Genomic DNA, 18531 nt, shown 5'->3' with positions numbered 1-18531 from the left:
GGATCCAAGTGCATGCAGAGTCGACTCAGACCGACCGTGAAACCTGTGCTTCGGGCCTTGTTGCTGCTGGGACTGTCGATGGACGTTGCGCTCGCGGCGGTCGGCAATTGCGCGGCGCTCAGACAACTGCCTTCCGTCATCGAGATCGGCGAGGGCTTTCAGCAGGATATGCAGTCGCCGGTGGCGATCACTCGTCTGGCGATCGGTGATCCGAAAATTGCCGACGTGCACGCCAACGGCAGCGCGTCCTTTCTGCTCACCGGCGTCGGTCCGGGTGCAACCAGCCTGATGGTCTGGACGGCGTGCTCGGCGCAGCCACAACAGGCCATGGTATTTGTCCAGGGCGCCGCCACCAGCGCCCTGACCAGCCGCGTACCGTCGGACGATCCGAGCCTGCCGTCCCAAGTGCAGACCGACATTCGCTTCGTCGAAGTCAGCCGCACCAAACTCAAGGAAGCCACCGCGTCGCTGATCGGCACCCGCGGCAATTTCCTCTTCGGCTCGCCCGGCACGCTGCCGCCTATCGACGGCGTGCCGCAGCCGCGCCTGCCGGTGGACAACTCGTTGTTCAACTTCTCGTGGATCGGCGGCAAGACCATGGCGATCATCAATGCCCTGGAAACCAGCGGCTTCGCCTACACCTTGGCGCGGCCCAGTCTGGTAGCGCTGAACGGGCAGAGCGCAAGTTTTCTCGCGGGAGGTGAAATTCCGATTCCGGTGCCCAGTTCAGGCAGCGACAGTGTGTCGATCGAGTACAAGGAATTCGGCATCCGCCTGACCCTGACGCCAACCATCATCGGCCGTGACCGCATCTCCCTGAAGGTCGCCCCGGAAGTCAGCGAACTGGATTTTGCCAATGCGGTGAACATTGCCGGCACCACGGTGCCGGCGCTGACCATCCGCCGCACCGACACCAGCGTGTCGCTGGGCGATGGCGAAAGCTTCGTCATCAGCGGCTTGATCAGCACCACCAACAGCTCGCAGGTGAACAAGTTTCCCGGCCTGGGCGACATTCCGGTGCTGGGTGCGTTTTTCAAGGGGTCGCAAATCAAGCGCGAAGAACGTGAACTGTTGATGATCGTCACTCCGCATCTGGTGCACCCGCTGGCCGCCGATGCGCAACTGCCGTCGTTACCGGGGGAAAAACTGCGTAACTACGACCCCAACTTCTACCGCATGTTTTTCCTCGAAAACGGTAATTTCGACAAGCGCAGCGGGTTGTCCCAATGAACCAGAACCTGAGCCAGACCTTCCTCGCCATCACCCGCAACCGCACCGATCTGGAGTGGCTGCAAAGCGCCCTCGCGCCGCTGGGCCAAGTGGTCAGCGCTGGTGCCGGCAGCCTTGACGAATTGCTGGCACTGGTCGATGTGACGTTCGCCCATTTGGTCTTCGTCGGTCTCGACCGCGAGCATATCGTGGCCCAGAGCGCGCTGATCGAAGGTGCGCTGGAAGCCAAGCCGATGCTGGCGATCGTCGCCCTGGGCGACGGCATGGACAATCAGCTTGTGCTGAACGCGATGCGCGCCGGCGCGCGGGACTTTGTCGCCTATGGCTCACGTTCCAGTGAGGTCGCCGGGCTGGTGCGGCGTCTGAGCAAAAGGTTGCCGGCGGTCGCGCCGAACACGCAATTGGGTGGCCTCACCGTCCTGTACGGAGTGCAGAGCAGCTCGGACGGCGCCTTGCTCGCCAATCACATGGCGATGGTGGTGCAGCAAAGCGGCCAGCAAACGCTGCTGCTCGATCTCGGCCTGCCCCGCGGCGACAGTCTCGCGCTGCTGGGCCTGGAAAGTTCGTTTCACTTCGGCGATGCCTTGCGCCACTTGCGCCGCCTCGACGCTACGCTGATCGACAGCGCTTTTACCAGTGCCGACAACGGCCTGCGCATCCTCGCCTACGCCAGCACCGACGAGCCGCTGGAGACCACCAGTGCCGCCGAGCTGTACATGCTGCTCAGCGCCCTGCGCCAGCACTTTCAGCACATCGTGGTGAACCTCACCGGGCAAGCGGACAGCGAAGCGTTGCGCACCTTCGTCAGCCACTGCGACAAGCTGCTGTGGTACACCGATCAGAACGTACTCAACTGCCGGCGCAACCTCGCGGTGCTCAACCTGTGGCGCGAAAAAGGCATGAAGCTTGAGCACGGGCGACTGCTGATCGACCGCTATCTGAGCCACGTTGCCCCCGATTCGGAAACCCTCGGCAAGACCTTTAATCTGGAAGTATTTGCGGTGCTGGCCTTCAATCCGGAAGTGCGTCTGAATGCAAAAAACCAGGGCGTGAGCCTGTTCGAACTGGCCCCACGGGAAAAACTCACCCAGAGCCTGCGCACCCTCGGCGAACGCCTGGCCAAACGCTCGGAAGGCCTGAGCAAACCGAAGGTGACCTGGTTCGATCGTCTGCGAGGCAACTCATGAGCGCAGAAAAACTATTTGGCTCGACGCCGCGCGGTGCGATCGGCAACACCGATCACGAGGGCCTGAAGCTGGTTCTGCATCGCTACATCATCGACGCCATCGAAGAGTCGGGAAAAAACCTGCTGGAAGGCGCGCGCCCGCAACTGGCGCACTTCGTCACCGACAAGGTCGCCGAATACATCGCCCGCCTCCACTTGGCGATCTCCCGCTACGAAATGGAGCGACTGGGCGAGGAAATCGTCGACGAACTCACCGGTTTCGGCCCGCTGGAAGTGTTGCTGCGCGACCCGTCGGTGACGGAAATTCTGGTCAACGGTCCGCACCGGGTCTTCATCGAGCGCGACGGCGTGCTGCACCAGAGCGACCTGCGCTTTATCGATGCGCACCACATCGAGCGGGTCATGCAGCGCATCCTCGCGCCGCTGGGACGGCGCCTCGATGAATCTTCGCCGATGGTCGACGCACGCCTGCCCGACGGTAGCCGGGTCAACGCGATCATCCCGCCGATTGCCCTGGACGGTCCGTGCCTGTCGATTCGCAAGTTTCGCAAGGACATGCTCAAAAGCACCGACCTGATGGCCATGCAGACCATCGATCTGGCGATCTTCGAGTTTCTGCAGGACGCCGTTGGCAAGCGCTGCAACATTCTAATCAGCGGTGGCACCGGCACCGGCAAGACCACGCTGCTGAATATTCTCAGCCAGTTGATCAATCCTCACGAGCGTCTGGTCACCATCGAAGACGTCGCCGAACTGCAACTGGGCCACCCTCACGTCGTGCGCCTGGAAACCCGTCCGCCGAACGCCGAAGGCCACGGCGAAGTGAAGGCCAGCGACCTGATCCGCAACGCCCTGCGCATGCGTCCGGACCGGATCATCCTCGGCGAAATCCGCGGCGTCGAAGTGGTCGATGTGCTCACCGCGATGAACACCGGCCATGACGGCTCGATGAGCACCGTGCACGCCAACAATGCCCAGGATGCCTTGCTGCGCCTGGAGACGCTGGTGGGCCTGACCGGACGTTCCATCGCCGAACGCACCCTGCGCCAGATGATCTGCGCCGCACTCGATGTGATCATCCAATTGACGCGCATGCCCGACGGCCGCCGCTGCGTCAGCGAAGTGGTGGAAGTGGTCGGCCTCCGCGAAGACGTCTACGTCACCAACACCCTGTTCCGCCTCGACCGCCGTACGGGTTTCGGCTTCCTGCGCGAAGCGGTCAATCCGGCCGGCGACAAGTTGCGCCACGACACCCACCTGGGCTGACGGCAAGGAGCTCGCAGATGCTGGGACCGCTCGTACTGATCGCCCTTTGCCTGGTCTTGCTCGGGCTGTCGATCCATCTCTTTGTGCAGGGTCTGCGCAAGACCGCGACGGAAAAAGTCCTCAGCCGACTGGCCGCCGGTCAGCCGCAACTGACCGCCGAACAGCCGAAGCGGGTCGGCCTTGAACGGATGTTTTTGCGCGCCGGCCTTGGGCGCCCGAGCGAGCGTTTGGGTGTGTGGCTGAGCCTGTGGGCCTTGGCGATGGGCATGGGTTTTTTAAGCGCCAGTTGGGCCGGGCTGCTGATTATGCTGATCGCCCCGCCAGTGGCCTTGCGGGTGTACATCGCCATCCGCTATCAGCGCCGGATCAAACGCATGATCGAGCAACTGCCGCAATTGCTCGACCACACCGTGCGCAGTCTCAAGTCCGGGCGCACCCTCAGTGACGCGGTGCTGGGCGCCATCGAAGCCAGCGAGGACCCGCTGAAAACCGCCATGGGCCGAGTGCAGCGCAACGTGCAACTGGGCGTCAACCTGCCGGATGCGATCAGTGACTTTGCCGAACTCTACGAGCAGGACGAACTGCGCATGTTCGCCCTGGGCCTGAAGGTCAACCACCGCTACGGCGGCAACGCCAGCGAGCTGTTGGAGAACCTGATCAAACTGATCCGCGAACGCGACCAGGGCGCACGCCAACTGCGCGCCCTGACCGGCGAAACACGCATGACCGCCTGGGTGCTGGGTTCGCTGCCGTTGATCCTGGTCAGCTATTTCATGCTGACCAACCCCGGCTACATGCTGGGCATGTGGAACGACTCCGGCGGCCAGACCATGCTGCTCACTGCCGCGAGCTTGCAGGTGTTCGGCAGTCTGGCGCTGTGGCGCATGTTGCGGAGCGTCTGAGATGGTCTGGCTCGCCGCCCTCCTGCTGCTGCTCGGTGCCCTGCTGCTGGCGGGCAATCACTGGCTGACCGAACGCCGCCGCGCCCGTCAGATCAGCCTGCGCCTGCAAGGGCAATTGGTGCGCGAAAACCGCTTCGGCCACTGGCTGCGGGCACTGGGCAACAGCCGCTTCGGCCAGCGTTCGGTGAGCATCGACAGCGAAACCCAGGCCCTGCTCAGCCGCCTCGGCTGGCGGCGCGCCAACGAACGCGCACTGTTCGCCGCCTGCCAGATCGGCACGCCATTGCTGGCCCTGGGACTGGCGGTCTTTCTGCAAGAAGTGTTTTTCCCCCAGGTAAACCATCGTTGGCTGGCGCCGATGTTCGCCGCCGGGGGCGGCTATTTGCTGCCCAAACGCATACTGGCCTATGCCGCCGCACGCCGGCAGAAAACCATCGCGGTGGAGATTTCCACGTTTATTCCGCTGCTGCGCATCCTTTTCGAATCCGGCATGGCCGTCGAACAAGCCCTGCGCGTCCTCAGCACCGAGGGACACAAACTGCTGCCGGAACTGACCCGCGAGCTGCGCCTGCTGCTGACCCGGGTCGACTCGGGCCTGGAACTGGGGCAGGAACTGCACAAGACCGCGGTGATGCTCGCCGTCGACGAATTCACCGACACCTGCGTCATCCTCCACCAGTTGATCCACCAAGGCGGCGGTGCGATGAAATCGTTGCTGGCGCTCAAGCAACTGCTGGACGACCGACGCCTGACTCGCTTGCAGGAATACATCTCGAAAATGTCGGCGAAGATGTCGGTAGTGATGATGCTGTTTCTGTTTCCAGCCCTGCTGATCGTACTGGCCGGCCCGGGCTTCACTGCAATCACCCGGGCGTTTGCAAACTGACGCTGGCTCATGGAGAGCGCTTGATGAAACTACTGATAATCGTCGCAAGCCTGTTGCTGCTCGGCGGCTGCGCGACCGACGGCCAGGCACCGTGGACCTCGCTGCTGTCGCCGGCCAGTTGCAGCAAACTGACCTCGGAGCAAGAACTGGCCCTGAACCTGGCGGACGATCTGGCCAACGACGGCAAACTCCACGCCAGCCTCGCCAACCTGCAAAGCCTGCCAGACAACCTCAGTGAAGTACGCCTGCGCAAAGCCAAGGTCTATCGCCTGCTCGGCCGCAACGAAGCCGAGCCGCTCTACCGCAGCCTGCTCGGCGGCTGCCTGACCGCTCAGGCCGAACACGGCCTGGGCCAACTCTATGCGGCCCGCGGCGACAACGGCCAAGCCCAGGCCCACCTGCAACGCGCCGTACGCCTGGCCCCGACCGACGAAAAAATCCGCAACGACCTGGGCGTGGTCTACCTCAACCAACTGCGCCTGAACGAAGCCCGATTCGAATTCCTCACCGCCATTGAACTCACTCAGGACAACCAGTTGGCGACACTGAACATGGTTACTTTGCTGCTATACCAGAACAACTGGCAGCAAGCTGCCGAAATCGTCAGCCGCTCGAAACTGACCCCCGAACAATTCACCGAAGCCCGGCAACGCGCAGAAAAACTGAAAACCCCAATCAACGCCAAAGCAGCGCCCGGCGATCAAGTCGCAGCCGTCATCGACCCGCTGCCGCCGTCGGTCAAATAAGGAGCCCGCCATGAACGCCCTCAAAGGCCTGTGCTACCTCACCCTGCTCACCTTGCCCCTGAACGCCCACGCCATCGACGCCGGCCCGGCCTCGGCGCAGCAACAGGAAACCGAAGGCTGGCTCCTCCTGCAAAGCCGCAACAAAGCCGCCTCTGCCAAACCCCAAAGCGCCACCGCCACCGAACGTGAACTGGCGATGCAGCGCTGGCTGAAGAAATACCAATACGAAATTCCGGATTTTTATGATCCGGATGCGGGAGGGAAGATCGAGAGCAAGAATTAGGCTTTCGGCAGCCTTCGCGAGCAGGCTCGCTCCTACAGTTGGGGTTGTGGTGGGTCAGGAGGAAATGGGGCGGCTGGCAGGACGCCTTCGCTGGCAAGCCAGCTCCCACAGTTGGGATTGGGTGAATCTGATGGCAATCAGGTGGCTGGTCGGACGTCTTCGTGAGCAGGCTCGCTCCCACAGTGGGATTGTGGTGGGTCAGGAGGATATGGGGCGGTTGGTCGGACGTCTTCGCTGGCAAGCCAGCTCCCACAGTTGGGATTGGGTGAATCTGATGGAGATGAGGCGGCTGGTTGGCCGTCATCGCGAGCAGGCTCGCTCCTACAGTGGGGTTGTGGTGGGTCAGGAGGAAATGGGGCGGCTGGCAGGACGCCTTCGCTGGCAAGCCAGCTCCCACAGAAAAGCAAAGCAAACCGCGTTGGCTTCTAACCACTCAGCACAATGAGCGTTAGCTCGAGTATCGCTTTTGCTTCTCACCACTCAACACAATGAGCGTTAGCTCGAGTAAGGCTCTTGATCTTGATGCACGGCGCCCGTCGGAAGGCTGAGCGCAGGGATTGATCCGGGCGTGGGAGCGCAGCGACCGTACGACGAAGTCGTACACAGCGAGAGGAGGTGCAGCGAAGCAAACCGGAGACGCTGCGCCCGGATCGATCCCGCAGCGAAGGCACCCCGAGCCACAGCGAGGGGCCGCACGTCAGGGCAAAAGGCCTTTGGTTACTTTGGGCCCCCAAAGTCACCCGCCGTCAGGGCGGAACCCTAAGCAGCCGTTACCGCAGCAACGGATATGCCCCCCAAAACCCAAACAACATGGTCGGCCCAAAGGCCGCCAAGTCAATGCGCCGTCACCCGAACCTGACGCACAGAAGCAGCACCGGGCGACAGGGCCAGCGCCAACTGCGTCCGATTATGCATATGCGTCAACCGCAACACCTGCGACACATACAACTTCACCGTATTCTCGGTAATCCCCAACTCACAGGCAATCTGATAATTGGTCTGCCCCTTGCCCACCAGCCGCGCAACATCAAGCTGACGCGGCGACAACTGATCGAAGATCGCCGGCATCTGCGCCGCGTCCCCGCCGAGCATGTCACTGACCACCGCCGCCGGCTGACGACGCACCTTGTCCAAATCCTGATAAAGGTCATCAATCGACTCGGACAAGAACTGCAACTTCTGATTCAAATGCCCCAGGTGCAGATTTTTTTGTCGCTCCTGCAGAGCCAGCTCCTGGCGCTTGACCCCTTCAAGCAGCTCATCCAGATCCACCGGCTTCTGATAGTAATCGGCAATCCCGGCCCGCAACGCCTTGATCACATCCTGCTTGTCGGCTCGCCCGGTGAGCATGATCGCCTCGAACACCCGATGCTGACCGGCCAGCTTTTGCAGCGCCTGGATCAACTGAATGCCGTCCATGTCCGGCATATGCAGATCGCTGAGCACCAGCCCGATCTCCGTATCCCCGCTGAAACGCTCGATCGCCTGCTGACTGGAATGACACGGCACGCAACGGTAGCCACTGCTTTCAAGAAATTCACAGAGTTCTTCAACGATCAGCGATTGATCATCGACAACCAGAATTTTTACTGCAGAGATTAGCTTGTTCACGAACCACTCCCTTGCTCGGGCCAAAGCTGACGGTTTCTGCACTTTGGCGGTGTAATCACCTCGTCTGAAGTTAGACGCACTTTCCGACTATGTACATAGGACTAGTGGCAACTGGCGATTAATGGATCCAGGGAAGTGAAAGCAGCACACCGACCAGCACAAAGGGTGCAAATGGCAGCTTTTCTGACGTATGCGGGGCCAGATGATGAAAACGTTGCCTAAGCCCTTGAGACATATGAAGCCAGACTCTTGGCGCTAGCAGCAGCCAGAGCAGACTCGCGACGCCAGCGCCGATAAACGCGCCGAGAATGAACAGACCGTTCGTCGCAAGACCCAAGGCTGTCATTAATTTCACATCGCCGGCGCCCATGCGCCCCATGACGTAACCGGGCAGTGTCAGCGCCAGCGCAATCAGACAAGCCCAGCCGCCCTGCCCCGCGTCAGCGCCAAGCCAGGTGCCGCCGGTCGACAGTAGCCAGACCAGCGCGAAGGCACCTGCGCCGAACGTCCAGGCATTGGAAATTTGCCGTTGCCGGGCGTCTTGCACAGCGCAAAGTGTCAGCCAAATCAGGAGGAAGAAAATCTGCATCCGCTAAAAACCGTCCGTGTTGGCTGAATGATTCTATGCTCAGACTACGCAGTGACTGTCAGGGTAGACGCACGGATGAGAACCGGCTTTCGGAAGTCGCAAAAAGGTGCGGTGGCGATTGAATTCGCTTTGGTGTTCATCATTTTTTTCGCCGTGTTTTACGGTCTGGTCAGCTACAGCCTGCCTTTTGTAATGATGCAATCGTTCAACGAGGCCACCGCTGAAGCGGTGCGCCGCAGCGTCGCGGTCGATCCGACGACACCCAACTACTCGACAGTCGTAGTCAATACCGCCAATGCCGCCCTGACCCAGCGATTGCAATGGCTGCCAACCGCGCTGAATCTGGTGATCGGGGTCGACACCAGCGCGGTCTATGACGCCGCCACCGGCACCTTGACGGTCACGGTGAATTACCCGGTCAGCAAACTCAATCAGGTCATGCCCTTTCTGGTGCTGCCGGGGATCGGCACCGTGCCCAACCTGCCCAGTCACCTGACTGCCGCATCGAGCCTGCAATTTTGACCTCCGGAGACAATCTTTTCGGGCGCCTGCTCAAGCGCGCACCGACCGCCGCCCACGAGTTGCCTGATCCGCTCGGCGCGCCGAGCACCGGTTTGCACCTGTATCTGGACGGCGCGGGTGGCGTCCTGCAAATGGCCGGACCGCTGCGCCATTTGCTGGCGCAGCACCCACCCCACGGCCAGCCGCTACCGTTGAGTGCGTATCTGCTGCCGCACAGCACGCTGGCCGTTGAGGGACAGCCCCGGGACTGGCAAAGCCAAGTGCTCGACCTCGATTTTTCCAGCCACGGCGAGCAGCCCCTGCACCTGCGCGGCTGGGTACAGCCACTGGGCGAAGGCTGGCTTTTGCAACTGATCGATATCGCCGACCTGCTGCGCGAACGCCAACAGTCGCGCCATCGCGAGTCCTGCCAGACCCTCGCCGCACAGGTCAGCGAGCGCCTGCGCACGTGCAGCCTGACACGCTTGCCGGCGGTGCTTGGCGAACAACTGCAAGCCATCGCGCAACACTGGCACATCCCCTGCCTGGCCGTGGCCTTGCTCGATGAGCAGGGCCAGGGCTGGCAGATACACCAAGAGTTTCACTGCCACGATGCTCCGCAACTGTGGCAGGACGGTCAACGCCTGGGCACGGCGCTGGACAGTCTGAACGGCACCGCGCCGCAGCGTTTCGGCGCTCATCATGGTTTGCAGGAGCACACTCGGGTGCAGGCGATCTTCGCCAGCGCCAACGGTTTTGCCGTGCCATACAGCAATGACCAAGGGGTGGTGGCGTGGCTGCTCTGCGGTGTTTACGCCGTCGATCAAGCCGCCCCCTTGCTGACGGACCGGGACTGGCTGTCGTTGGCCGGTGCACTGGCCGGCCCGCTGCTCAGCCGCTTGCGCGAGCAACGGCATCAGCAGTCGATGGAGCGTCTCGAATCCCTGCAAACCCTGCTCGGTACCGGCTGGTGGGAAATCAGCGACGCCGGCGGGATTGCTTTGGCGCCATCGCTGGCCGCCACGCTGCACCTCGACGACGCCAGATTGCCCGTCGAAGACTGGCTCAAGCAGATCCATCCCGCCGATCGCGATGAGTTGCGCAGCCGCTTGCACGCCCTGCAACGGCAAGGAGAAGCGCTGACCTTGTGCGTCCGCCTGCACCACACCGACGCAGGACAACCACCTGCCTGGTACCGCATTCAGGGCCAAGTCAGCGGTACCGGCGAGCATCGGCGTCTGGTGGGCTTCATGCTCGACATCAGCGACATCCAGAACCAGCAACAACTGGCCGCTGCCGCCCACGCTCGGCTGGACAACCTGATCGCCAGTTCGCCGGCGGTGATTTATGTCCAGCGCTATGAGGAAGGCGCCCTGCACCCGGCGTTTTTCAGCGCCAGCCTGCAACCCCTGCTCGGCTGGACGCTGGAAGAGTGCAGCGCGGCCGGCCTGATCGAGCGCGTGCACCCCGAAGACCGCGAGGTGTACTTCGAGCGCAGCCGCCAGTTGCTGCGCGAAGGCTCGGTGCGCACGCGTTATCGGCTGCGTGACCGCCGGGGCGATTTTCACTGGTTGCTCGATGAGGCCAGGCTGTTGCGCAACGATCTCGGCCTGCCGGTCGAAGCGGTCGGTCTGTGGCTCGACGTTACCGACGCCACCCTGGCCGCCGAGCAGGTTCGGCTGAGCGAAGAACGCTACCGGATTCTCGTCGAAGACTCGCCCGCGATGATCTGCCGCTACCGCCCGGACCTGACGCTGACCTTTGCCAACCGGCCGCTGGCGACCTATCTGGAATGCACGCCGGAACAGGTGCCGGGCATCGACCTGGGCGGCTGGATGTCCGACGAACAACGCAGCGCATTTGTTCAGCGCCTGGCCCTGCTGACCCCGCAACAGCCGGTGAGCACCGCCGAAATCAGCCTGCAATTGCCTGGCCGTGAACACGCCTGGTGGGTCTGGTCGGATCGCGGTGTGTTCGATGAAAGCGGGCAGTTGCTTGAAATCCAGGCCGTGGGGCGCGACAACACCGAGGTACGCCGCTCGCAGCAGCAACTCACGCAAAGCGCGAAGATGGCCACGCTCGGCGAAATGGCCACCGGCCTTGCCCATGAAATCAATCAGCCGTTGAACGTGATGCGCATGGCCATCGTCAACGTGCTCAAGCGCCTGAACAACGGCGAGGTGCAACTCGATTACCTGATCGACAAACTCAACCGCATCGACTCCCAGGTGCAGCGCGCCGCGAAGGTGGTGGATCACATGCGGGTGTTCGGCCGACGTTCGGAAATCGAGCAACAGCTGTTCAACCCCGCTTCGGCCATCGAGGGCACGCTGTCGCTGCTGGCCGAAGGCATGCGCGGCAAAGGCGTGGACCTGCGCATCAGCGCGACCGGCTTCGAGGCTCGGGTGTGCGGTTATGTCGATCAGCTTGAGCAAGTGTTGATCAACCTGATGGTCAACGCTCGCGACGCGCTGCTGGCCAAGCGCGTGAACGATTCCGCGTTCAAGCCGTGGATTTCAATCTATGCCGAGCGCGACGAGGAGAACGTGCGGCTGTGGGTCGAGGACAATGGCGGCGGCATCGATCCGCGATTGCTCGAACGGATTTTCGAGCCGTTTTTCACCACCAAACCGATCGGTGTCGGCACGGGCCTGGGGCTGTCGGTGAGTTACGGCATCATCGCCAATATGGGCGGACACCTGAGCGTGTGTAACTCGGTGGAGGGCGCACGGTTTTGCATAGAATTGCCTTTGGCAACAGACGCTCAAATCACCAGATAAGCCTTGCCGGTCTGGCCGCAAGTCATGTTGGCGCCGACGTCGACGTCCATCAGGTTGATGCCCAGACCGCTGAGCAGGTTGTTCAACAACGGGTCGAGCAAGGGGCTGATCAGCCCGGTGACGACAGGTAACAAGCGGGTGCTGACATCGCCGATCAACGAGGCCACACCCGTGATGACGGCGCCCAGCGGGTTGCTGCCTACCGGTTTGTAGACGATCAGATTGATCCCCGCCAGGGTGTTCGACAGGCTGCCGACGATATTGCTGGTCGGCGCCGCGGACTGGATGCTCGGTGGCAATTTGAGGTTGGCGGGCGTGGCGAACGGTGTGTTGCTGGAAAAAATCAGATTCTGGGTATTTTCCGCCACGCTGGTGTCGAGTTTGAGGGCGATGCCACCCGCGCCGAATTGAACATGCGTGGCGGGATTGCAAGTGCCGATGCCGAGAATTTTGTGGCAGGTCACGATACCCAGATCAACCAGCGGCAACGGTGCAACCGTAGGCTTGGCTGCCGAAGAAAACGCAAGGGTCGGGTCGATCTTGCCAAGCATGAGGTCAGCAACCGAGGTAACGGTGTGCGCGGTCAGGCTTTTGCTGCCGGTGTTGCCCGTCGGGCAGCGGAAGTCGGTGACATAACTTTCAGCGCCGCCGGCATCCAGTGCGATGTCGATTTGCGGTGACGGCAGCAGCTTCGGGTCGAGCTGTTCGCAACCGGCGCCCAGCAGGCAACCGAGCGAGTTGAGCGTATCCACCAGATTCAGGCTGAGCAAAGCATTAAGCGTCGGCGTCAATGTGCCAACCAGTCCCAGCACTGCATTCTCCAATCCCGTAACCCCGGTCAACACCGGCAAATTCACCGACAGCATCGTACGAACCTGCGCCGTGCGCACATAAATCCGGTCTGGCCCCAGCGGGTCGGCCTTGGCCCGGGCCGGGTCGCCGATGGCGGAAAACTGCGGCGGCTCGATGACCTTCACCCGTACCGTGACACCCGCCAGACCGAGCACATTGACCGGCAAGGTCGCCGCCACCGCACTTTTGCTGTTGGCCAGTTGCACCACGCCTTGCACCAGTTGCAACAACTGCAGATTCGCATCCAGGCCTGCCGCCGTGGTGCCGGTCTGCAGTTGCAAAATTTCACCCAGCCTGACCGGCGCGGCGTTGGCCGCCGCCACCTGTAACTGACCCAACGCAGTGATCACCTGGGCCGTCGCGCCATCGAGTTGCACCACCGTCGCGGCGGCCTGAAGTAATTGGGTCACGGTGGCCTGGGTATTGAGCAACTGTGTGTAATTCCCGGCGGCGACGTTAAGGTTGATCGCCAGTCGATCAAGGTATTTGAGCAGGTTGATGTCGGTGTTGAGCAGGCCCTCCCAGCCCAGCGCCGTCAGGTTGACGTTGCCGCCAAGCAGCCCGGAAAACAGCGGGTTGAGAATGTTCGAGCGGGCGGTATCGACGCTCGCCAGGGTGCTGCGAATATTCAACTGGGCGATGGTCGGCTGGGGTTTGGCGGCAACTGCCGAGGCATTGAGGGTGGTGTTGAGGCTGACCGGCGCGGCACTGAACAGCGCCTGCACACCACCGGCGAAACTGCTGATCAGCGTGCGGCTGGCGGCAACTCTGACCGCGCCCGACTGAGTGGCGTCCAGAGTAAAGGTGCGTAAACCGCTGGCGGCGGTCACCAGCATGCCGCAGGTGGTGGCGAGGGTGTTGCCGGCATTGACGATGTAGCCGTTACGCAGCGCGCTTTGCCCGGCGTAAGTGGCCGCTGTCAGCCCCGGCAGACAATTGCCGCCGCGACTGACGGCTTCGAGCGCAGCGTTGTCCACCACGCGCTGCAATTTGCGCTGCTCCATGTACAGGCGGCCTGTGTCGACCACGAGCAGCATCAACACCAGCGCCAGACTGAGCGTGGCGGCCGCCATCAAGCCGATCGCGCCGCGTTGCCGGGTCGGGCCGTTGAGTTGCGAACCAGGCAACATGGCGCACTCCTTTGCCGGCGCGATGCCGAGCGCTGCCTCCATTGGTGAGCTTGAGTGTAGACGCGGTGGGGCGAGCGTGCTGGCGTCGCGCAATGCCAGTCACATACCCCTGTAGGAGTGAGCCTGCTCGCGATAGCGGTGTGTCAGGCACATATTACCTGGCTGATACACCGTTATCGCGAGCAGGCTCACTCCTACAAGGGATTTGTGTCTGGCTAGAGAAGGGGGCTCAGCGCGGTGGATAGTTCGCCAGAATCCGCGCCACCGTTTCGCGGATGGCGCTGCTGCGGTCTTCCGGGTTCGGCCGGCTGGCGAGCATCTGCTCATCGCTGCCGCGCCAGACCAGCTTGCCGTCCTTGCCGTCCAGCAGGTCGATCTGCACGGTCGCGACCTTGTAAGTGATGTTGCGCGTCTCGTTGTACATCGGCGCGCCCCAGTAACCGTTCCACGGGCCGCCCCAACCGCCGCCGTAATTGGTCGTCACTTGCTGCTGGCGATCCTCGACGATCAGATAAGCCTGCACATTCAAGTCAGCCCTGGCGCCGGCAGTGGCCGGGCGCAAACCGCGCTGATCGAGTTGGTCGGCCACTGCCTGGCGGATGCGTTGCTCGGTCAGGTCGCTCTTGATGCGCGGGTCATCGGGGCGATATTGCAGGGCAGGTTCTTTCCAGCTCCAGTTGCGATACGCAGCAAAGTCGCGGCTGGCGTCGAAATCATGATTAACCTGATTGGACGCGCACGCAGTGAGCAGCGCGACCATGACCAATAAAGCGAGACGACGGAACATGGGCTTTTCTCCGGTTGAAGACATGAACCCGCGAGAGCTTTCAAGCAGCCACTAAGCGGGAGGATACGCCGACAGGGCCTTTTCCACAGCGTCGCGGATCGAGTCGCTGCGCTCGATCTGATTGCCTTGAGCGCCGGTTTCGGCGCTGGCACTCCAGACCGGTTGACCGGTGCCCGCGTCAAACAGCTCAACCCGCACCACGACGACTTGCTCCTGGTAGGTGCGCACGACTGGCACAGTGTTGTACATGCCATAACCGCGTCCATATCGATCATAGCCGCCGTAGCCACCGTAGGAGCCATAATCGTCGCGCACCTGGCGTAAACGGGTTTCCAGATGCAGGTTTGCGCTGACCCAAAGATCGGCCGGGCGCTGGTCGTGCAGCGGACGCAAGCCGCGCTGGTCGAGGGCATTGCTCACGGCTTCGGCCACCTGCGCCGAATCGGCCCATGCGCTGCCCGGCGGCAGTTGCCCGTTGAGCCACGTCCAACTGCGATAGCGTGCGTAATCGCGAGGTGGCGCCGGGTAAGCGCTACGGTCAAACGTGTTGGCCGCTTGCGCGGGCGCGGGCGGCAGGGGCCGCGACTGCGCCACGTAGGGGTTGCTGCCCTGGCAGGCGGCCAACCCCAGACACATCAGCAATAACCCGGATCGAGCGTTCATGTGAGGCTCCCGTCAGATCGGCCGGCAGATCCAGTGCAAGTAGCGCCCAAGCCCGGCAAAGCTTGGGTGACGGCGGTGTGCGAGTTCCATTTCGAGCAAATCCGCCAATGGCGCGCGGCCCTGGAATTCCACCGGCATGTAATCGTGAAAAACCCGCACCCCGCTCTGGCTTTCGACCTGCCACAAACCGTCGAGTTGCGTTGCCAGCTCCCGCGGGTCGAGTGGCTGCTGCGGGGTCAGGCTCTGTTTTTCACCGGCCATGACGTTGCTGCGCATTTTCTTGAAATGGCCCTTGAGCAGATTGCGGTAAATCAGCGCGTCGCGGTTGTAGAACGCCAGCGACAACCAGCCGTCGGGCCGGGTCAGTTGATGCAACACCGGCAGGATCGCATGGGGTTCGGCCAGCCACTCGAGCACGGCGTGACAGATCACCAGATCGTAACGTTCAGTGAGTTGCCCTGGCAGCTCCTGCCATGGCGCCTGAATGAATGTCGCGCTGTGCCCGGCCTCGGCGAACCGCTGGCGCGCGCCTTCGAGCATTGGCGCGGCCGGCTCGGTGAAGGTGATGTCGTGACCGCGTTCCGCCAGCCACAGCGACATGTGGCCCAGGCCACCGCCGATGTCGAGCACACGCAACGGGCGATCCGGCAGCGCTTCGGCGAGGTCGGCCTGCAACACCGCGAGGCGGATCGCGCCTTTGGCACCGCCGTAGATTTTTTCGGCGAACCGCGTCGCCAACTGATCGAAATGCCGGTCGCCCATCAGCTGAACCTCCGTTCGCTGTCGGCGAGCTTGGCGCGCACCACCTCGTTCATGTCCAGGCCCAACTCGCTGCACAGCAGCAACAGATACAGGACGATATCGCCGACTTCCTGCCCGGCGTGAGCCAGTTTGTCAGCGGGCAACTGGCGCGACTGGTCTTCGCTCAGCCACTGGAAAATTTCCACCAGCTCGGACATTTCGACGCTGGCGGCCATGGCGAGGTTTTTCGGGCTGTGAAATTGCCGCCAGTCATTGCGGTCGCGAATGGCGTGCAGGCGTTCGGTCAGTTCAACAAGGTTCATCGGGCTCTCCTGAAGGCGTATAGCTTCGGGGGGATACCCACCGAAGGCAAGAGTTGCCGGTGAACTAGTGTGGGAGCGAGCCTGCTCGCGAAGGCGGCTCATCCAGACTTGATTGGACTGATACGGCGCTTTCGCGAGCAGGCTCGCTCCCACACACCCCGTGCAAACCTTCTATCATGCAGGGAACTCGGCCACCCTCGGTGTGGCCCAAGGCTCAGCTCTTTCATCAGGATGCACACATGCGTGTAGAAAGCTTTTTCGAATGGCTCGGCCAGGCGCTCGGCTCGGTGATCCGGTTTATCGTCGACGGTCTCAGCGGCTTGTTCAATATGCTCAGCAATGCCGGCAGCAACTTTGTCGATGGCCTGGCGCAAACACTGGGGATGGACACGTCGATCATCAGCATTCTTGCGCTGATCGTCGGGCTGATGCTGTTGTGGTCGGCGATTCGCGCGTTCATGAATGCGTCGATCATTGCCGGGATCATCTGGCTGCTGCTGGGGTTGTGGTTGTTGAGCTGGATCATCCATTAACCCCACCGCCCCTTGTGGGAGCGAGCCTGCTCGTGAAGGCGATGGATCATCCAGAGCTGATTTGACTGACACAGCGCTTTCGCGAGCAGGCTCGCTCCCACATTGAATGGCATGAATCGTTACAATCGCCGCTCCTCCAAGGAGCCTGCATGTCCACTCTGATTGCCGACTGGCGCGACCGCCCGACTCACCGCAAGGTCTGGGCGCTGGCCGCGCCGATGATTCTTTCCAATATTTCCGTGCCACTGGTGGCGCTGGTCGACAGCACCGTCATCGGTCACTTGCCCCACGCCCATCAATTGGGTGCGGTGGCGGTCGGCGCCAGCCTGTACACCTTGCTGGCCTGGGCCATGGGGTTTTTGCGCATGGGCACCACCGGGTTTGCCGCACAAGCCGCCGGACGCAGCGATGGCGCGGCGTTGCGGCAGATTCTGTTGCAGGGCCTGTTGCTGGCGGTGGGACTTGCCATCGTGCTGGGCAGTCTGGGCGTGCCGCTTAGCGGCGTCGCGCTGCATTTCATGCAACCGTCGGCGGCGCTGGATCAGCTCACTCGGGAATTTTTTCATACTCGTCTGTTCGGCCTGCCGGCGGCGCTGGCGACTTATGCGCTGGTCGGCTGGTTTCTCGGCACGCAGAATGCGCGGGCGCCGCTGGCGATTTTGCTGACCACCAACCTGATCAACATTGCCCTCAATCTGTGGTTTGTCATCGGCCTGGACTGGGGCGTCGTCGGCTCCGCTCGCGCCTCGGTGATCGCCGAGTGGAGCGGTGCCCTGCTCGGCCTGCTGCTGACCCGCACAGCCTTGCGCGCCTATCCGGGACAAATCGTCTGGGCAGCGCTGAAGCGTTGGCAGAGCTGGCGGCCGCTGTTGGCGGTGAACCGGGACATTTTCATCCGCAGCCTCGCCCTGCAATCGGTGTTCTTTCTGATCACCGTACAAGGCGCACGGCTGGGGGACGCAACGGTGGCCGCCAACGCGTTGCTGCTTAATGGTTTGCTGCTCACGGCCCACGCCCTCGACGGCCTGGCCCACGCCGTTGAAGCGCTGTGCGGGCATGCTATCGGTGCCCGCAATCGCCTCGCCCTGCGCCGTTCGCTGGTGGTCGCGGGCGGCTGGTCGCTGATTGCCAGCCTCGGTTTCGCCCTGCTGTTTCTCTGCACAGGTCACCTGTTCATCGAAATGCAGACCGACATCCAGAGCGTGCGTGACACCGCCTTCATCTACTTGCCCTACCTGGCCGTGCTGCCATTGATTGCGGTCTGGAGCTACCTGCTTGACGGCCTGTTCATCGGCGCCACGCGCGCCCGGGAAATGCGCAACGGCATGGTGCTGACGGTGATCCTGCTTGTGCCCTTCGCCTGGGCGCTACAGGGTCTGGGCAATCACGGTCTGTGGATCTCGTTTCTGCTGTTCATGGTCCTGCGCAGCCTGACCCTCGGCGCACAAGCCTGGTGGCTCAAGCGCAGCGACGGCTGGTTCAGCGCCAAGGCTCACTGACGCACGGGCGAACCCGCGCCGGA

The 18531-nt window shown here is 62.3% G+C and carries 18 protein-coding genes; 11 read left to right on the top strand and 7 right to left on the bottom strand.

Going from position 1 to position 18531, the window contains the following annotated elements; genetic code table 11:
• Positions 1-12: 12 nt before the first annotated feature.
• The 7 genes from HU765_RS11685 to HU765_RS11655 are packed head-to-tail and all read left to right on the top strand — an operon-like array spanning position 13 to position 6499.
• Complete coding sequence (locus tag HU765_RS11685) at positions 13-1230, top strand: type II and III secretion system protein family protein (protein WP_186547437.1); 1218 nt, start codon at positions 13-15, stop codon at positions 1228-1230.
• Positions 1227-2417, top strand: coding sequence for a pilus assembly protein (locus tag HU765_RS11680; protein ID WP_186620556.1), 1191 nt, complete (start codon positions 1227-1229; stop codon positions 2415-2417). The genes HU765_RS11685 and HU765_RS11680 overlap by 4 nt, the downstream gene beginning before the upstream one ends.
• Positions 2414-3682: a CpaF family protein gene (locus HU765_RS11675; RefSeq protein ID WP_186620555.1), complete on the top strand. Its 1269-nt coding sequence runs from the start codon at positions 2414-2416 to the stop codon at positions 3680-3682. The genes HU765_RS11680 and HU765_RS11675 overlap by 4 nt, the downstream gene beginning before the upstream one ends.
• A gap of 17 nt (positions 3683-3699) precedes the next feature.
• On the top strand, positions 3700-4584 hold the full coding sequence (locus HU765_RS11670) for a type II secretion system F family protein (RefSeq protein WP_186620554.1): 885 nt from the start codon (positions 3700-3702) through the stop codon (positions 4582-4584).
• A 1-nt stretch (position 4585) separates the two neighbouring features.
• Positions 4586-5470 (top strand): type II secretion system F family protein, encoded by an 885-nt coding sequence (locus tag HU765_RS11665; RefSeq protein WP_186620553.1) that lies wholly within the window; start codon positions 4586-4588, stop codon positions 5468-5470.
• Between the two features lie 23 nt (positions 5471-5493).
• Complete coding sequence (locus tag HU765_RS11660; protein ID WP_186620552.1) at positions 5494-6216, top strand: tetratricopeptide repeat protein; 723 nt, start codon at positions 5494-5496, stop codon at positions 6214-6216.
• Between the two features lie 10 nt (positions 6217-6226).
• On the top strand, positions 6227-6499 hold the full coding sequence (locus HU765_RS11655; protein WP_186620551.1) for a DUF3613 domain-containing protein: 273 nt from the start codon (positions 6227-6229) through the stop codon (positions 6497-6499).
• Positions 6500-7333: 834 nt separating this feature from the next.
• Here the strand turns inward: HU765_RS11655 and HU765_RS11650 are convergent.
• Positions 7334-8110: a response regulator gene (locus tag HU765_RS11650; protein WP_186620550.1), complete on the bottom strand. Its 777-nt coding sequence runs from the start codon at positions 8108-8110 to the stop codon at positions 7334-7336.
• Between the two features lie 118 nt (positions 8111-8228).
• Complete coding sequence (locus HU765_RS11645; protein ID WP_186620548.1) at positions 8229-8699, bottom strand: prepilin peptidase; 471 nt, start codon at positions 8697-8699, stop codon at positions 8229-8231.
• Between the two features lie 75 nt (positions 8700-8774).
• Between HU765_RS11645 and HU765_RS11640 the strand changes: the two genes are divergently transcribed.
• Positions 8775-9221: a TadE/TadG family type IV pilus assembly protein gene (locus HU765_RS11640; RefSeq protein WP_186547455.1), complete on the top strand. Its 447-nt coding sequence runs from the start codon at positions 8775-8777 to the stop codon at positions 9219-9221.
• Complete coding sequence (locus HU765_RS11635; protein ID WP_186620546.1) at positions 9218-11980, top strand: ATP-binding protein; 2763 nt, start codon at positions 9218-9220, stop codon at positions 11978-11980. Before HU765_RS11640 ends, HU765_RS11635 begins: the two co-directional genes overlap by 4 nt.
• On the opposite strand, the gene HU765_RS11630 is transcribed toward HU765_RS11635, so the two are convergent.
• The 5 genes from HU765_RS11630 to HU765_RS11610 all read right to left on the bottom strand — a co-directional run bounded on the left by HU765_RS11630 (position 11965) and on the right by HU765_RS11610 (position 16476).
• Positions 11965-13962 carry a pilus assembly protein TadG-related protein gene (locus HU765_RS11630; protein ID WP_186620543.1) on the bottom strand — a complete coding sequence of 666 codons (1998 nt, stop codon included), beginning with the start codon at positions 13960-13962 and terminating at the stop codon, positions 11965-11967. The genes HU765_RS11635 and HU765_RS11630 overlap by 16 nt on opposite strands.
• Positions 13963-14191: 229 nt before the next feature.
• Complete coding sequence (locus HU765_RS11625) at positions 14192-14749, bottom strand: DUF4136 domain-containing protein (protein ID WP_186620542.1); 558 nt, start codon at positions 14747-14749, stop codon at positions 14192-14194.
• 51 nt (positions 14750-14800) lie between these two features.
• Positions 14801-15412: a DUF4136 domain-containing protein gene (locus tag HU765_RS11620; RefSeq protein ID WP_186620540.1), complete on the bottom strand. Its 612-nt coding sequence runs from the start codon at positions 15410-15412 to the stop codon at positions 14801-14803.
• A 12-nt stretch (positions 15413-15424) separates the two neighbouring features.
• A complete protein-coding gene (locus HU765_RS11615; RefSeq protein WP_186620538.1) occupies positions 15425-16174 on the bottom strand; it encodes a methyltransferase domain-containing protein in 750 nt (249 codons plus the stop codon).
• Positions 16174-16476 carry a MazG-like family protein gene (locus HU765_RS11610; protein ID WP_053116915.1) on the bottom strand — a complete coding sequence of 101 codons (303 nt, stop codon included), beginning with the start codon at positions 16474-16476 and terminating at the stop codon, positions 16174-16176. The genes HU765_RS11615 and HU765_RS11610 overlap by 1 nt, the downstream gene beginning before the upstream one ends.
• 239 nt (positions 16477-16715) lie before the next feature.
• Between HU765_RS11610 and HU765_RS11605 the strand changes: the two genes are divergently transcribed.
• A complete protein-coding gene (locus tag HU765_RS11605) occupies positions 16716-17009 on the top strand; it encodes a hypothetical protein (protein WP_186620537.1) in 294 nt (97 codons plus the stop codon).
• Positions 17010-17158: 149 nt separating this feature from the next.
• Positions 17159-18508, top strand: a complete 1350-nt coding sequence (locus HU765_RS11600; RefSeq protein WP_186620535.1) for an MATE family efflux transporter — start codon at positions 17159-17161, stop codon at positions 18506-18508.
• Positions 18509-18531: the final 23 nt, after the last annotated feature.

The sequence above is a fragment of the Pseudomonas sp. SWRI81 genome (assembly GCF_014268545.1).
Lineage (GTDB): Bacteria > Pseudomonadota > Gammaproteobacteria > Pseudomonadales > Pseudomonadaceae > Aquipseudomonas > Aquipseudomonas hamedanensis.
The sequence above is the reverse complement of the archived record's forward strand: the minus strand, read 5'-3'. Positions and strand labels throughout refer to the sequence as shown.

Bases quoted from the DNA above. Each gene is read 5' to 3' on its own strand.
- HU765_RS11685 (WP_186547437.1), top strand. From the start codon at position 13: ATGCAGAGTCGACTCAGACCGACCGTGAAACCTGTGCTTCGGGCCTTG.
- HU765_RS11620 (WP_186620540.1), bottom strand. From the start codon at position 15,412: ATGAACGCTCGATCCGGGTTATTGCTGATGTGTCTGGGGTTGGCCGCC.
- HU765_RS11630 (WP_186620543.1), bottom strand. From the start codon at position 13,962: ATGTTGCCTGGTTCGCAACTCAACGGCCCGACCCGGCAACGCGGCGCG.
- HU765_RS11610 (WP_053116915.1), bottom strand. From the start codon at position 16,476: ATGAACCTTGTTGAACTGACCGAACGCCTGCACGCCATTCGCGACCGC.
- HU765_RS11680 (WP_186620556.1), top strand. From the start codon at position 1,227: ATGAACCAGAACCTGAGCCAGACCTTCCTCGCCATCACCCGCAACCGC.
- HU765_RS11645 (WP_186620548.1), bottom strand. From the start codon at position 8,699: ATGCAGATTTTCTTCCTCCTGATTTGGCTGACACTTTGCGCTGTGCAA.
- HU765_RS11655 (WP_186620551.1), top strand. From the start codon at position 6,227: ATGAACGCCCTCAAAGGCCTGTGCTACCTCACCCTGCTCACCTTGCCC.
- HU765_RS11665 (WP_186620553.1), top strand. From the start codon at position 4,586: ATGGTCTGGCTCGCCGCCCTCCTGCTGCTGCTCGGTGCCCTGCTGCTG.
- HU765_RS11675 (WP_186620555.1), top strand. From the start codon at position 2,414: ATGAGCGCAGAAAAACTATTTGGCTCGACGCCGCGCGGTGCGATCGGC.
- HU765_RS11600 (WP_186620535.1), top strand. From the start codon at position 17,159: ATGTCCACTCTGATTGCCGACTGGCGCGACCGCCCGACTCACCGCAAG.
- HU765_RS11670 (WP_186620554.1), top strand. From the start codon at position 3,700: ATGCTGGGACCGCTCGTACTGATCGCCCTTTGCCTGGTCTTGCTCGGG.
- HU765_RS11605 (WP_186620537.1), top strand. From the start codon at position 16,716: ATGCGTGTAGAAAGCTTTTTCGAATGGCTCGGCCAGGCGCTCGGCTCG.
- HU765_RS11640 (WP_186547455.1), top strand. From the start codon at position 8,775: ATGAGAACCGGCTTTCGGAAGTCGCAAAAAGGTGCGGTGGCGATTGAA.
- HU765_RS11615 (WP_186620538.1), bottom strand. From the start codon at position 16,174: ATGGGCGACCGGCATTTCGATCAGTTGGCGACGCGGTTCGCCGAAAAA.
- HU765_RS11625 (WP_186620542.1), bottom strand. From the start codon at position 14,749: ATGTTCCGTCGTCTCGCTTTATTGGTCATGGTCGCGCTGCTCACTGCG.
- HU765_RS11660 (WP_186620552.1), top strand. From the start codon at position 5,494: ATGAAACTACTGATAATCGTCGCAAGCCTGTTGCTGCTCGGCGGCTGC.